We start from the raw sequence: 14,759 nt of genomic DNA, 5'->3' as shown, positions 1-14,759 counted from the left end.
GTTAAGCAAGAATTTATAGGGCCATAATGCTCACTGCAGTATATAAAAGTAAGAAAAAAGCGGATACGTTCTTATTTGTTGAAAAAAGAGATGATTTTAGCAAAGTTCCGGAACCTTTGATGACTATGTTTGGTCAACCTGTTTATGTGATGATCATCAATTTAGCAAAACGTGAGCATTTAGGTGGGGCAGATTTAGAAACTGTAAAAGCAGCGTTATCAAATCCTGATAAAGGCTACTACTTACAAATTCCACCACCTGAGCAAAATTTGCTAAGCCAATTACGAAAAGACAATGGAGTTGATAGTGATTAAAAAACTTATCGTTATATTATGTGGTGTATGTTTAAGCTCACCTGTTATGGCAAAAACTCAGGCTGAATTTCAAGATTATTTAGCGAATTTAAAGCAAGAAGCTATCGCAAAAGGTTATGAAGCCAAACTTATTGACGATGCGTTTGCAACAGCAACGTATAAAGAAAAAGTGGTTTCGGCTGACAAAAACCAGCCAGAAGTAAAAGAAACCCTTGAAACGTATTTACCAAAACGTGTACCACAATGGAAAATTGACCGCGCACGTAAGCTTTACGCAGAAAACAAAGAGGTACTTGAAAAAGTAGCGAAAGAGTTTGGCGTACAAGCACGCTTTATAGTCGCGCTTTGGGGGCTTGAAAGTAACTTTGGTACAATTCAAGGCGGTCATAACGTTATTTCATCATTAGTGACACTTGCTTTTGATGGACGCCGAGAAGCACTTTATAAGCGCCAACTTTGGGCTGCACTGGATATTTTAAAGTCGGGCCACATAACGCTTGATAAATTTAAAGGCTCTTGGGCAGGCGCAATGGGGCAAACGCAATTTATGCCTACCTCTTTTAATGCTTACGCGGTTGATTACAATAACGATGGCCGTAAAGATATTTGGACTACAAAAGAAGATGCTTTTGCCTCAATTGCTAATTATCTAAAGCAAGAAGGCTGGAACGACTCTCTTACGTGGGGTCGCCAAGTTCAGTTACCTGAAAACTTTGATAGTAAATACGTTTTAGTGCGTGGTACCAAAACTCGCAAGCAGTGGTTAGAATATTGGAACGACTCAGAGCGCTCATTAGCTGATTGGCAAGCACTGGGTGTTCGTAAAGCTGATGGTTCTGATTTACCTAATGTAGACGTACGTGCTGCGCTGGTTATGCCTGATGATATAAATGGTCGTATGTACTTAGCGTACGATAACTACAAAGTGTTTATGCATTGGAATCGCTCGTATTACTTTGCTACTAGTGTAGGTTACTTGTCGGACAGAATTGGTTATCCAAAAATCTAATTTTTAAAATATACCTATAAATAAAGCCGCAATTGCGGCTTTATTCTTTTTTGAATATCTTTTCTTTTAGGTCAATAACTTTACCAATTCCAGAACCTAGCTTCATTAGCTTATTAAGTTGCTCTGGCGTTAAACGCTGTAGTTCTGATGACCATTTAGTGACGGTTTCAAGTAGGTTGTGAATCTCACCCATTTGTTTTTGTGCATAAAGCTCATCATCGTTACTGGCTTCGTCTAATAAGTTATCGCGTAGTAGTGTTAAGGTGGGCTCAATTTCACGTTTTTTACGTTCTTCAAATACGCGATTTGCCATATCCCAAATATCGCCAGCAGGGGCGTAGTACTCTTTACGATCGCCAGGAATATGCTGTACTTTAATTAACTGCCACGATTGCAGCTCTTTAATGCCCATACTTACATTACCGCGAGAAATACTAAGCGCATCTGCAATCTCATTAGCTGTCATTGGGTTTTTAGTAATAATCAGCAAACCACACATTTGTCCGATCGTACGATTGAATCCCCATCGGCTGCCCATCTCACCACAATGCATTACAAAGGCAAAATTCTTTTCGGATAAACTCATAGCTTAGTAACTTTCAGTAATTTCAGAAAGTAAATGCTAGCACGCTCATTATGGATAGCAAGTTCTTAGCAGGCTTATAAGTTAATTTAAATGACTAAAATATGATTTAGATTAATATTTATACATCTATATTAGGATATGTTGTACACAACAATACATAAATAAATCCTTATCTTTAATTTTCTTCACATACGATGGAATGACTATGAAAGCTGCAATTAATACTCAATACAAAGGTAAATTAGAAATAACAGACTTACCAATTCCTGAGGTGGGAATAAATGATGTTTTAGTAAAAATAGCGGCCTGTGGCGTTTGCCATACCGATTTACATGCCTGTCATGGGGATTGGCCAGTAAAACCAAAAATGCCATTAGTACCAGGGCACGAAGGTGTCGGTGTTATCGAAAAAGTCGGAAGCAACATTAAGCACTTAGAAGTTGGCGATAGAGTCGGTATTCCTTGGCTCTATAGTGCATGTGGGCACTGTGAGTTTTGCCTAGATGGTAAAGAAACACTGTGTTTATCGCAGCACAATACTGGCTATTCTATTGACGGTAGTTATGCAGAATATTGTTTAGCGCATGGCGACTACGTTGTAAAAATACCAGAAGAACTCGGTTTTTCTGAGGCTGCTCCATTATTTTGTGCAGGTGTTACAACCTATAAAGCATTAAAAGTATCCGGTGCTAAACCAGGGCAGTGGGTTGCTATTGTTGGTGTGGGCGGGCTTGGTCATTTAGCAGTACAGTACGCTAAAGCAATGGGTTTTAATGTAATAGCTGTTGATACAGGTAAAGAAAAACTCGCGCTTGCTAAAGAGCTAGGCGCAGATATCACCCTCGATTTTAAAGAGGTGGTTCCAAGCGAAGCTATTTTTGAACAAGTAGGTGGTGCGCATGGCGTTGTGTGTACTGCAGTGTCTAAAGCTGGGTTTGAACAAGCTTATAAAAGTGTACGCCGTGGTGGTAAGTGTGTATTAGTGGGGTTACCTCCAGAGGATATGCCACTTCCTATTTTTGATACTGTGCTTAATGGCATTTCAGTAGTTGGCTCTATTGTTGGTACACGTAAAGATTTGCAAGAATGCTTGGAATTTGCAGCGCAAGGTAAAGTAAAAGCGATTATTGAAGAAAAACGCTTAGAGGACATTAACGAAATTTTTGATGATATGCTCAAAGGTGAAATTAACGGTCGCATAGTGGTTACCATTTAATTTAGATTAAGCGTTTATAAATTACAAAAAAGCACGGCTTCTAAATTAGAAAACCGTGCTTTTTAAGTCTTTAACTAACCTGAGCGCTGAAAATAGCTACTTGAGATAGATTTATTATCCAGAGTTCAGGTTAGCTAGTTAAAGTGTGTAACTAAAACTTAGTTTTGCATTACGCTCTTCCCCTGGCATACCACCTAAAAACATCGCTTTTGAGTAATACTTTTTGTTGAACAAGTTATTTAAGTTTAACTGCATATGCCATTTATCAGTTGTATACGATACAGCTGTATCGTAAGTCGTATAACTTGGTACATAACCATCAGGAATCGAGAATGAACTTGAATTAGTACTTCTGTTATCTACAAACGTAATACCACCACTTATATTTACAGCTTCAGGTAAATTAAACATATCTGCGTAGTAGGTTACCCACGTACTTGCTATTACGTAAGGCACACCTTTTTGGCGTGTGTCGTAACTGCTGCTATTAGGATTACTTTTGTCACGTGCATCTTGATAAATACCGTTTACGTTTACTTTCCATTTATCGTTCAAGTAAGCATTTAAATCAAGCTCAAGACCTTTTGTTTGCTCTTTACCATCATAATAGCTTTCAGGTACATCTGAGCCTGATGTTAATGCGTCATAAAGCGGGTTTGCGTATTCTAAATTAGTACGAGAGCTTTCAAATATAACAACAGATGCGAGTAGTTGGTCATCAAATGCTTTAAATCTAAAGCCTAGGTCGTTACTTATAGACTCTGAATCTTCACGGTCAGCTTCGTTTCCTGCCACAGAGCCTAATACACTATACGCTGTACGCCCTTTTGAATGATTTACAAATACAGATAAATCTTCAGATGGCTGATACGTTGCACCAAGGTTATACGTTAAGCCAGAATCTGATGTACTCGCTTCAGGTGTTGGCTCTGCACGGCTAGAACTGTAGCGCTCATCAACACCAAAGTGCTCATAAGTTTGCTCAATTCGGTTATATGCCACACCAATACGCGTTGTAAGTTCTTCAGTTATGTAACCAACATGTTGAATGCCTAAGCCCCATGCTTGTACTTTTTTATTGTAGTCACTTGTTTTAAGCGGATCGTAATCTTCAAAGTTACCGGTTGGCCAATTTGGTTCTCTTATATCGTAAATATACGGCAAAGAACCTTGGTACGTTACATCACCATCATTGTTTGTGAGTACGTAATCTTGATCCCATATTGAGAATTGTTTAAAACGAATATCTCTATCTTCGTAGTTGGCGTTAACTAGTAATTCGTTATCTACGTCGCCTAACATAAAGTCATAACGTAAATCTAAGAAGTACTGCCATGATTTTTCATCTGCTTCTACTTGGCGGTATTCTTGGCGGCGTGCTGCATACGGGTAAAGTACACCGTCTTCAACTAATGGAGCACGAGGGTCGTTATTAATTATTCCATCGCGTGTTGAATAGACGTAGTTATATGCACCTGTTTGGCGCGCAAAACTTGATGTGTAGTTACGGTACTGTAGCTGCTGGTTTAAAAACAAATCGTCAGTAATGTAATAGTTATGCGTTAATTTAAAACGCAACTCTTCACCTTCGTTAGCATCAGCCATTGGTGAAATAATACCATTTGTGCCAAAGCTATAAGGTGTTAAGCCATCAGATGCAGATAATGAATTAGCAAGTTGGTCGCGTTGTGCATCACTTAACTGTACGCCGCTTCCTGTCGGATCGTTTACTAAATCGGCACCAGTTACTTCACCCGCGCTTAAGCCGTTTGCAGTTTCTGCACTGTAAATACGAATAGGATGACCAATAGAATCAACCGCTATTTCATCTTTTATATAGGCTGCAGAAAGCATGATGTTTTGTCTGTCATTAAGCACGTATTTAAGTGAGGTATAAATTTCGTCGCGATCTTCTTTTAAATCGCGAAAGCCGTCACTTGACGCTGTTTTAGCCATTACACGATAAGCTAAATCATCTGTTATAGCGTTAGTGCTATCAAACGATAATGAATAGCTATCCCACTGGCCAAGCTCAGCCGCAACTTTGTGTTTTTCTTCAAACTCGGGTTTTTTTTCAATTAGGTTAATTACGCCACCTGCACTACCAATGCCATATAAACCTGTTGCAGGGCCTTTTAAAACCTCAACAGATTCAACATTTGTAAGTGAACGAGTTGGGTTAAATGTATTACCCAGGCCTGCACCACCATACATACCATCGTAGGTGTAGTTTGCATCTAAACCACGAATTACTAAGTTATCACCAATACCGTAATTATTACCTGCTTGTGTTAAGCCACTTACGTTTCTAACTAAATCTTGTAAGCTATCTACACCTTGAGATTCAATCAGTTCTCGGTCAATAATTACTACCGGTGCAGGAGTTTCCATTAAAGACATGTCTGATTTAGTAGCAAGACCAGAGCTCATCACCACGCGGTTTTGCTTTTCGTATACGCTGATGCGTTCAATATCAGCATCAACTTGTGTATTTTGGGCAAATGCCACATTTGCATTTAAACAAGCAAGAGTAATAAGAGAGTACTTAAACGTTTTCATAGAGTGATAACTATTCGCGTTATTGAATTTGCGCGAATGATAATGGTTATTGTTTTTAAAGTGAATAGAAAGTTCATTTTATTTGATTAAATAAAACTGTTCGGATAATTAATAGACAAAAGCGAGTCTAATAGGGGGGACGGTGACCCTTTTATGGCATATTCAATATGGGTGAGAGTTTTATTAAGGCTGAGTAAACTCAGCCTTAATAGCGTGTATTTACAATTGGTTTTTATAAACAACCCCTGCTTTCATTACAAAAGGTACTGCCTCTAAGGTTTTAATATTTTTAAGAGGATTTGCTTTAACCGCAATTATATCAGCTGCAAATCCGGTTTTAATTTGTCCTAACTGAGTATCCATTTTTAATAACTTAGCGCTATTAATAGTTGATGCTTGAATGGCTTGTAGTTCTGTCATGCCAAATTCAACCATGCGGCTAAACTGTTTTGCATTATCTCCGTGCGGGTAAATTGCTGCATCGGTACCGAACACCATTTTAACACCCGCTTTTACAGCACGGCTAAAGCTATCACGTTGCCTTTTAGAAACTTGGCGCTCTTTATTTAGGTTTTCTTCGTCTACGCCGTTTTGCTCGCCATAAGTGAGCGTGTATTCGGTGTTATAAATATCCATAGAAAGCCAAGTTCCATGCTCTTTAGCAAGCGCTATCGCTTCGTCATCTAAAAAGCTGGCGTGCTCTACGCTATCAACACCCGCTTTAATGGCTGTTTTAATCCCGCTTGTACCGTGTGCGTGAGCTGCTACTGGTAAATCTCGCATATGGGCTTCATCAACAATGGCTTTCATTTCTTCAAAAGAATACTGCTGTGCACCTACTTTAGTCCCTTTTGAAAATACTCCACCTGTGGCGCAAAACTTAATAGCATTTGCCCCGTATTTAATATTTTCGCGTACTTTTATACGCGCAGCCCATGGACCGTCTGCGACGCCACTTGAAGTATATTTAAGCTCAGGAGGTAGGCGGTTGTTATCACAGTGCCCGCCAGTAATGCCGAGTGATGGGCCTGCAGCCCAAATACGAGGGCCAACTATGTCACCCGCATTTATGCCGTCACGCACGGCTATGACGCTGTAACCTTCTGCGCCAACATTACGTACTGTTGTAAATCCAGCTTCTAAGGTTTTTTTAGCAAAATGAGCCGCTTTAATCGCCATTCTAGGAACTGACTGGCCTAAACGTTCACTGCGCGGCACCGTAGGGTCACTCGTTAAATGCACATGCATATCCATTAAACCTGGCATAAGGGTTAAATCAGGGAGTTGAATGTGTTTATCATCTTTAGTCAGCGTTGGTTTTTTATTTTGTTCAATGTTTGTAATTACGCCATCATCAATAGTAATTAAGGGTGATTTAATGAGCTTGCCATCTTTAACATCAACCATGGCTTTAGCCGATAGGTATGTAACTGCATGGCTATTAAAAGCGGTTAAGCAGAGTAAGGCAATAGAGGTGCTGAGTAGTTGTTTTTTCATTTTATTTTTCTTTTAAATCATATTTGAATTAATAGAAATGTAACAAGTTCAGATAAAAGTGCAAATTTAATACGATGAATGCAATCTATCGTAATTTCTTTATTAAGAACGGTTTAATGCGCATAATTAAAAAACGATATTAAAAAGGATTATCATGAAATCAATTAAATTAGCATTAGTTGCCAGTGGCGTTATGTTTGCTTTAAGTGGCTGTATGAATACTGAGCTTAGTACACAGACTAATACCAGTACGCAGTTAAACACAGTTAACGCATCAGCAGGTATTGTTTCAGAGCTTTCAGCAGAGCAACAACTCGATGTACTTGTTGCACAGTATTACGATGAATCGCTCACATATAGCCCCATCAGTGCAACGTACAATGGTCGTAATGAGTTTAACGATCAATTCACGCCTGTGATTTCAAAAGAAAATAGAGCTAAAAAAGCCGCTTTTTATAAAAAATATCAACAGCGATTAAACTTTATAGATAAAGCACAGTTAACAGGGCAATCGCTTTTAAGTTTTGAAATATTAGAGCGTGACCTTGCCCTTAAATTAGAAGGCATGCAGTTTCCTGATTATTTACTACCAATAAATCAAATGGCGGGTGCGCATAACACCTTTGCAGGTTATGGTTCAGGTCAAAGTGCTCAGCCGTTTAATACCGTTGAAGATTACACCGCTTTTATCTCGCGTAGCGAAGGTTTTGTAAAGTGGCTTGCCAGTGTAGAGCGTTCAATGGCGCAAGGCATTAAACTAGGTATTACGTTACCAAAACCACTTGCTGAAAAATTACAGCCACAATTTGCAGCCCATGTAGTTAAAAATGCCGAAGATTCATTATTTTGGGGACCAATTAAAAAATTACCAGAATCGTTTAGCGCACAGCAAAAGCAAAAAATTACAGCGCAGTATCGTCAATTGATTATGCAGCACTTAGTACCGGCTTATAAAAGCATGAGCGACTTTTTAGCTAATCAGTATATTCCTAATAGTCGAGAAAGCGTAGGTTACAGTGACTTACCAAACGGTAAAGCGTGGTACGCATACCAAATTAAGAAAAACGCAACGCTTAGCTTATCTGCAGACGAAATTCATGACATTGGTTTAAGTGAAGTGTCGCGCATTTTAAGCGAAATGAAAAAAGTAAAAGAAACCGTAGGCTTTAAAGGTGAGTTATCAGAATTTTTTGATCATTTACGTGATTCAGATGAATTTTACTACGACACGCCTGAGGAGTTAATTGCGGCATATGAAAACGTTAAGAAAAAAATAGATGCGCGTTTACCTCTACTTTTTAACATAGCACCCAAAGCACCTTACGTTGTAAAAGCAGTTGAAGCCTACAGAGCGCAGTCGGCAGCAGGTGCATCCTATGCATCTCCGGCGCCTGATGGCTCTCGCCCTGGTATTTTTTATATCAATGCTTATAACTTAAAAGCGCAGCCTAAATTTTTACTCGAAACTTTATCGATTCACGAAGCAGCCCCGGGTCATCACTTTCAAATAGCACTTCAGCAAGAAATTGAAGGCTTACCTGATTTTCGTAAATTTGGTGGTTATACCGTGTTTGCAGAAGGTTGGGCGCTTTACGCAGAAAGCTTAGGTAAAGAGCTAGGCTTATTTACCGACCCTTATATGTGGTATGGACGTTTATCGGATGAGCAATTACGCGCAATGCGTTTAGTGCTTGATACTGGTTTTCATGCAAAAGGGTGGACGCGTCAACAAGGTATAGATTACATGCTTGCGAATTCATCTATGGCCAAGAGTGATGTAATTGCAGAGGTTGAGCGATATATTGCATGGCCAGGACAAGCGCTTTCTTACAAGTTAGGGCAATTTAAAATTCAAGAATTACGTGATTTTTCTAAAAAAGAACTCGGCAATAAATTTGATATTAAAGCGTTTCACACGCAAATATTAATTGATGGCGCATTACCAATGCCAATCCTTGAGGAAAAAATTAAGCGTTGGGTTAAATCTCAAAGCTAATTTGTAGCGCAAAGCCAGTACTTTGAAAGGGTATTGGCTTTGCGCCATTTACAGCAATACGGTAGAATGCGCGCTCTTTAGGGGGCACGAGTAAACTATGTTTGATCAACAATTAGCAAATACACAATTTTGGCTTAAAAAAAGCTTAAGCGACATGAGTCAAAACGAATGGGAAGCCATTTGTGATGGATGCGGAAAATGTTGTTTAAATACGTTTATTGATAGCGAAGATGAAGACGAATTTACCGCCACCGATCAGTTACGCGAAGGTGAGCAATTAATATTTACTAATATTGTATGTCAGTATCTTGATAACAACACCTGTGGTTGTAGCGAATATGAAAACCGCCAAACGCTTGTTCCTTCTTGTGTAAAACTCACAAAAGAAAACCTTAAAGACATCTTTTTTATGCCACAAAGCTGCAGTTACCGTCGTTTACATGAAGGTCGTGGTTTGGCTTCTTGGCATCCGTTATTAAATAATGGTGATAAAACAAAGATGCATGAGCTAGGTATTTCTGTAAAAGACAAAACAGTAAAAGATTGCGATGTAAAGCTCGACGACTTTGATTTGTACATTGCAGAATGGCCAACAAAGGACGTAGATTAATGAGTAAACAACAAGCCGTAATTGGTTTAATCAATCCTAAAAGCCCGACTAATGTTGGCGGTGTATTGCGAGCAGCTGGCTGTTATGACGCTAAACAAGTTTTTTTTACAGGCAATCGCTACTTAAACGCCAAAAAGTTCCATACAGATACAAAAAATGTAGTAGAGCGTATTCCTTTAACCGAAACAGATAATTTAGAAGCAATAAAGCCACAAGGCGCAACGGTTGTGGTTATTGAGCTTATTGAAGGTGCAACACCTTTACCTGGGTTTAAACATCCTGAAAATGCATTTTATGTATTTGGCCCCGAAGATGGCTCTGTATCAAAAGACGTCTTAAAGTGGTGCGATGAGGTTGTTTATATTCCAACTATTGGCTGCATGAACTTAGCGGCAACCTGTAATGTAGTTTTGTATGATCGCTTAGCTAAATTAGGCGGCGTTGAGAGTAGTGACGATACTATTATTAGCTCTCGTGATACAAACAATAAAATGAGGTGGCAAAAAAGCTGATTAGTTAAGGTTTATTTGTGCAAAAGTGTTAGTAGTAGCTAAACTTAAAAACACTATTAATCACAAATAGATACTAAAATGCGCTGGTTTTATTTTATATTATTGCTAACAACTAGTAATAGTTTTGCTGAAACATCGGTTGAGTATTTTCAAAATGGTACTCAACACACTTTAACTGGGCATTCCCATAAATCAGGGGTGCTCTATGAAGCTAAAAACTCCAAACAAACACTTCATCTAGCCACACTCGATTGGCCTCCCTATATTGGTAATAATGTATGTAATAAAGGCTGGGTTTATCAATTTTCAATTGCCTTGTTAAATAGTAAGGGCTACAGCGTATATATTGAATTTTTGCCTTGGGCAAGAGCGGTACGAAATGTAGAACTAGGCAGGGCTGACATACTACTGCCTGAATACTTTATAGAAGATACAGCCCCCTCCGATTATGTTGATGGTAAAACACGTCGAGAATTACTCGGCTTATCTAATTCGTTTAAAGGTGGCGAAATTGCTTTTTTAAAAAGGAAAGGCGATACAGACCATTTCACAGGAAACTTGAACTCGCTCAAAGGGCTTAAGATTGGTGTTGTTCGAGGGTATCAAAATACGCCAGAGTTTGATGCCATGATGGACAATGGTGAGTTTGAAGTTATCGCCTCTGTTGATGACTTACAGCTTGTTAAGCTACTGACTGCTAAACGTGTTGATTTGGTTATAGGCGATCCTCAAGCTTTGAAATCATCTGTGGCTTACTCCTCTTTAACTAAACCTGAAAAACAGTCTTTGCTTTCTTCCATTGAGCAAGAAAGCATTCCTTTGCAATATAACTCGTTATATTTTGCCATTAGTAAGCGTGCACATAATTGGCTTTTAGTATTAGAGGATATAAACGAAGGGCTTTATCAGTTTAATAACAGTGGCGAAATAGACCGAATTGTTAGAGCGACCAACACGCAATGTGAATAACGCCACTGGAACGTTCCATAAGTGCGCTGACTAATTTATATTTAAACATGTAAAATCGTTTTCAACTTGTTAATGGAGTGAAAACGACGTGAGTGAAATAAATACAAACCAATCATTCGCGGTCAACGAACAGCCAAATAAAAATTATCTGTTTCCACTGACTGCAATGACGACCCTATTTTTTTTATGGGGTTTTATTACTGTTTTAAACGATGTACTAATACCACGCTTAAAAGGCGTATTTGATTTGAGCTTTTTTGAAGCGATGCTAGTACAGTTTTGCTTTTTTGGGGCTTACTTTATTGTTTCTATTCCTGCGGGGCTTTTAGTTAAGCAATTTGGTTACAAAAAAGGAATTTTAACTGGTTTAATTGTGGCTTCAATGGGGTGTATGTTGTTTTACCCTGCTGTTGTAGTACATGAATATTGGCTATTTTTAGGCGCTTTATTTGTACTTGCTGCTGGTGTAACTGTACTTCAGGTTTCTGCTAACCCTTATGTTGCAGCTCTTGGCAGTGAAAAAACAGCTTCTTCTCGTCTAAATTTAGCACAAGCACTTAATGCGCTTGGTACTACCGTTGGGCCTTATGTTGGTGGTTTATTATTTTTCGGTACGGCAGGTAGTTTAGCCGCATCGGCAGCAACTGCTGAATCTGTAAAAGTGCCTTATTTAATGCTTGCTGGCGCTTTATTGCTTATCGCTATTGTATTTGCCTTTATAAAGCTTCCAGAAATTGAAGCCCACAAAGAGGAAAATAATACAGCAATTGAATCTCGTTCGTTAATGCAAGCACCGCACCTAACTATGGGTGTACTTGCTATATTTTGCTACGTAGGCGGGGAAGTTGCCATTGGCAGCTTTTTAGTTAACTACTTTGGTGAGGCGCACATAGCAGGGCTTGAAGAGCATACTGCGGCCGCACTTATTAGTTATTACTGGGGCGGGGCAATGGTAGGGCGTTTTATAGGCTCTGTATTATTACAAAAGATAGCACCTTCTAAAGCTATAGCGTTTAATGCATTTAGTATTATTGCGCTATTATTGATCACTATTTTTACTCAAGGTGACGTCGCTTTATACTCAGTATTGGTAATTGGTTTATTTAACTCAATTATGTTCCCGACTATATTTTCAGTTGCAATCGAGCGACTAGGATCATTGACGAGCAAAGGTTCTGGCTGGTTATGTTTAGCAATTGTTGGTGGTGCACTTGTACCATTACTGCAAGGGTTTATAGCTGATACAGTAAATATACAGCAAAGCTTTTTTGTTCCAATGTTATGTTATGTATTTATTGCATGGTATGGTTTAAATGTTGTTCGCTTAGCAAATAAGTGGAAATAACAGACTATACAAGAGTGACTGAATACGTATTCAGTCACTTATAAAGCTATATTTAATGGGAACGTTCCATAAAAAATAAATCTAGTCATTAATTATTTAATATTAGCCAGTTACCCACGAAAGCCTTTTGTTTTACAATCCTTTATTCTTATTTTTCATCAATAACCTAACTGTAAGTCTCTTTTACTAGGACATTTAGCTAAATTTTTGCTAAAACAGTAAGGCTAATAACGATAAATAATAAAAAGGGTGTATATGCTTAACTCGTTGAAATTTACTTCCAAAGTGACTATTGCAGCCTCCTTAATTTTGGTTTTGGTGCTAGGGTTATTTACTTTTAATAACTACATTGCGATGCGCAAGCAAACCGAGCAGCAGTTAAGCTTGGTATTGCAACAAAATTCCGAATCTGTTTCACAAAATATAGCGAGTTGGTTAAATGCAAAGTTGGCGATTGTTATATCAATTGCTAAAACCCATAAAGCTAATGATTCTAAAGCACTCACCCTTTCACAACTAAATACAGCAGAGCTTGCTGGAAGCTTTAAAAATACTTATATAGGTAAATCCAGCGGCACGTTTATATTAAACGATCAAACGGTTGTATTACCTGCAGATTTTGATGCGACTTCTCGTCCTTGGTATAAATTAGTCGAAAACAAATCAAATACCGCTTTTACAACTCCTTATATTGATGTAACCACTAACGAGCTTACAATTTCAGCGGTAGTACCCATACTCCAAAATGGTCAGTTTAGCGGCGTTGCAGGTGCCGATATTGATATGCAGACCGTGACAAAAATTATCAACGATATTGACTTTTTAGGACTCGGTTATGGTTTTTTACTCGATAATAAAGGCCAAGTGTTAAGCCATCCAAATGCTCAGTTAAACTTAAAAAATACATCAGACATATTTGGCACTAATACACCTTTACAAAGTGAGTTTACCCAGTACGAGATAAACGGAGAGTCTAAGCTTATTTCGTTTACAAAAATTAGTGGTATTGAAAACGTAGATTGGTACCTAGGTGTTGTTATAGACAAAGATAAAGCGTATGCCAGTGTCTCTAATTTTGGCCAAACCGCAGCTGTTTTTATGGTGATAGGAATTATCACTATTATAATTATGATGCAGCTTTTATTACGCTATTTAATGCAGCCAATGAATCGTTTAAACGATGCTATTAAAGATATAGCACAAGGTGAGGGCGATTTAACAAGGCGTTTAACCGTTGAAAACGACGATGAATTTGGCGATTTAAGCTATTCATTTAATATTTTCATCGAAAAAATTCAGCATTCAATAGAACAAGTAAAAGAGTCTACAAAGCAATTAGATACAGCTATTGAGAGCTTGGTATCACAAACACATTCTTCGCTGTCTATGTATGATGATCAAAGTAAACGAACCGATAGCGTTGCAGCAGCTATCAACCAGTTTTCTGCCACATCAATGGATATTTCAAGTAATGCAGAGAGTGCATCGCAGCTTGCTAAAAATGCAGATGAACACTCAACACAAAACCAAGAAGCATTAAGCCACAGTGTTGCAACTATCCACCAGCTCTCGGGTAATATGGAAAAAGCTCAGCAAACTATAAACAGTTTAAATACGCATACAGCCAGTATTGGCCAAGTGCTTGAAGTTATTAAAGGTGTAAGCGAGCAGACTAATTTATTGGCACTTAATGCCGCAATTGAGGCGGCTAGAGCAGGAGAGGCGGGACGCGGTTTTGCCGTTGTAGCAGATGAAGTTCGCCAATTAGCGCACCGCACTCAACAGTCAACGCAAGAGATTGAAGACACGGTTAGTCAGTTGCAAAAAGGCTCAAACCTTGCGGTAGAGCTTATGAAAACAAGCCTTGAAGGCAGTGAACAAAGCGTGCAACAAGCCGATGCTGTTGGCAATTTAATGAGCCATGTTATACAAGCGATTCAACAAATTAACGATGCAAATCACTCTGTGGCCACTGCAACAGATGAGCAAAACCAAGTTGTTAAGTTATTAGATACAGATATTCAAACAATTAATTCGCTTTGTATACAAGGCAAGGCCAACTTAAATGACACGCTTGACGAATGTACCAAACTAAAACAACAGTTTAGTGCTTTAGAAAATATGGTTCAAAAGTTTAAAGTATAAA

12 protein-coding genes are annotated in these 14,759 nt (G+C 38.6%); 9 read left to right on the top strand and 3 right to left on the bottom strand.

Annotated elements, in window-relative coordinates:
- Positions 1-26: 26 nt before the first annotated feature.
- Complete coding sequence (locus H5118_RS07110) at positions 27-314, top strand: YcgL domain-containing protein (RefSeq protein WP_008134235.1); 288 nt, start codon at positions 27-29, stop codon at positions 312-314.
- On the top strand, positions 307-1,323 hold the full coding sequence (locus H5118_RS07105; protein WP_004334714.1) for a lytic transglycosylase domain-containing protein: 1,017 nt from the start codon (positions 307-309) through the stop codon (positions 1,321-1,323). Before H5118_RS07110 ends, H5118_RS07105 begins: the two co-directional genes overlap by 8 nt.
- Positions 1,324-1,363: 40 nt before the next feature.
- Here the strand turns inward: H5118_RS07105 and H5118_RS07100 are convergent, their stop codons facing one another.
- Positions 1,364-1,909, bottom strand: coding sequence for a GbsR/MarR family transcriptional regulator (locus tag H5118_RS07100; protein WP_024596846.1), 546 nt, complete (start codon positions 1,907-1,909; stop codon positions 1,364-1,366).
- A gap of 205 nt (positions 1,910-2,114) precedes the next feature.
- On the opposite strand from H5118_RS07100, the gene adhP reads away from it, so the two are divergent.
- The gene (gene adhP / locus H5118_RS07095) at positions 2,115-3,125 is read left to right on the top strand and encodes an alcohol dehydrogenase AdhP (protein ID WP_024596845.1); all 1,011 of its coding nucleotides are present in this window, start codon (positions 2,115-2,117) and stop codon (positions 3,123-3,125) included.
- A 138-nt stretch (positions 3,126-3,263) separates the two neighbouring features.
- Here adhP and H5118_RS07090 read toward each other — a convergent pair whose 3' ends face one another.
- Together H5118_RS07090 and H5118_RS07085 are read right to left on the bottom strand one after the other, a co-directional pair.
- Positions 3,264-5,684, bottom strand: coding sequence for a TonB-dependent siderophore receptor (locus H5118_RS07090; RefSeq protein WP_182748311.1), 2,421 nt, complete (start codon positions 5,682-5,684; stop codon positions 3,264-3,266).
- A 219-nt stretch (positions 5,685-5,903) separates the two neighbouring features.
- The gene (locus H5118_RS07085; protein ID WP_182748310.1) at positions 5,904-7,181 is read right to left on the bottom strand and encodes an amidohydrolase family protein; all 1,278 of its coding nucleotides are present in this window, start codon (positions 7,179-7,181) and stop codon (positions 5,904-5,906) included.
- 154 nt (positions 7,182-7,335) lie between these two features.
- Here H5118_RS07085 and H5118_RS07080 point away from each other — a divergent pair, with 154 nt between their 5' ends.
- From H5118_RS07080 to H5118_RS07055, 6 genes are all read left to right on the top strand, one after another.
- On the top strand, positions 7,336-9,177 hold the full coding sequence (locus H5118_RS07080) for a DUF885 family protein (protein WP_182748308.1): 1,842 nt from the start codon (positions 7,336-7,338) through the stop codon (positions 9,175-9,177).
- Positions 9,178-9,274: 97 nt separating this feature from the next.
- A complete protein-coding gene (locus H5118_RS07075) occupies positions 9,275-9,787 on the top strand; it encodes a YcgN family cysteine cluster protein (protein ID WP_004334734.1) in 513 nt (170 codons plus the stop codon).
- Positions 9,787-10,299, top strand: coding sequence for an RNA methyltransferase (locus H5118_RS07070; protein ID WP_182733030.1), 513 nt, complete (start codon positions 9,787-9,789; stop codon positions 10,297-10,299). Before H5118_RS07075 ends, H5118_RS07070 begins: the two co-directional genes overlap by 1 nt.
- 78 nt (positions 10,300-10,377) lie before the next feature.
- Positions 10,378-11,268 carry an ABC transporter substrate-binding protein gene (locus H5118_RS07065; RefSeq protein WP_182748307.1) on the top strand — a complete coding sequence of 297 codons (891 nt, stop codon included), beginning with the start codon at positions 10,378-10,380 and terminating at the stop codon, positions 11,266-11,268.
- 88 nt (positions 11,269-11,356) lie between these two features.
- Positions 11,357-12,613: a sugar MFS transporter gene (locus H5118_RS07060; protein ID WP_024595015.1), complete on the top strand. Its 1,257-nt coding sequence runs from the start codon at positions 11,357-11,359 to the stop codon at positions 12,611-12,613.
- Between the two features lie 255 nt (positions 12,614-12,868).
- Positions 12,869-14,758, top strand: coding sequence for a methyl-accepting chemotaxis protein (locus H5118_RS07055; RefSeq protein WP_182748306.1), 1,890 nt, complete (start codon positions 12,869-12,871; stop codon positions 14,756-14,758).
- The last annotated feature ends 1 nt before the right edge of the window (position 14,759 follow it).

The sequence above is a fragment of the Pseudoalteromonas sp. SR41-1 genome, assembly GCF_014164015.1.
GTDB lineage: Bacteria > Pseudomonadota > Gammaproteobacteria > Enterobacterales > Alteromonadaceae > Pseudoalteromonas > Pseudoalteromonas distincta.
Note: the sequence above shows the minus strand (reverse complement) of the source record. Positions and strands in the feature narration are given on the sequence as shown.

Coding starts and splice junctions, on each gene's coding strand:
- H5118_RS07110 (WP_008134235.1), top strand. CDS start 27: ATGCTCACTGCAGTATATAAAAGTAAGAAAAAAGCGGATACGTTCTTA.
- H5118_RS07100 (WP_024596846.1), bottom strand. CDS start 1,909: ATGAGTTTATCCGAAAAGAATTTTGCCTTTGTAATGCATTGTGGTGAG.
- adhP (WP_024596845.1), top strand. CDS start 2,115: ATGAAAGCTGCAATTAATACTCAATACAAAGGTAAATTAGAAATAACA.
- H5118_RS07090 (WP_182748311.1), bottom strand. CDS start 5,684: ATGAAAACGTTTAAGTACTCTCTTATTACTCTTGCTTGTTTAAATGCA.
- H5118_RS07085 (WP_182748310.1), bottom strand. CDS start 7,181: ATGAAAAAACAACTACTCAGCACCTCTATTGCCTTACTCTGCTTAACC.
- H5118_RS07080 (WP_182748308.1), top strand. CDS start 7,336: ATGAAATCAATTAAATTAGCATTAGTTGCCAGTGGCGTTATGTTTGCT.
- H5118_RS07075 (WP_004334734.1), top strand. CDS start 9,275: ATGTTTGATCAACAATTAGCAAATACACAATTTTGGCTTAAAAAAAGC.
- H5118_RS07070 (WP_182733030.1), top strand. CDS start 9,787: ATGAGTAAACAACAAGCCGTAATTGGTTTAATCAATCCTAAAAGCCCG.
- H5118_RS07065 (WP_182748307.1), top strand. CDS start 10,378: ATGCGCTGGTTTTATTTTATATTATTGCTAACAACTAGTAATAGTTTT.
- H5118_RS07055 (WP_182748306.1), top strand. CDS start 12,869: ATGCTTAACTCGTTGAAATTTACTTCCAAAGTGACTATTGCAGCCTCC.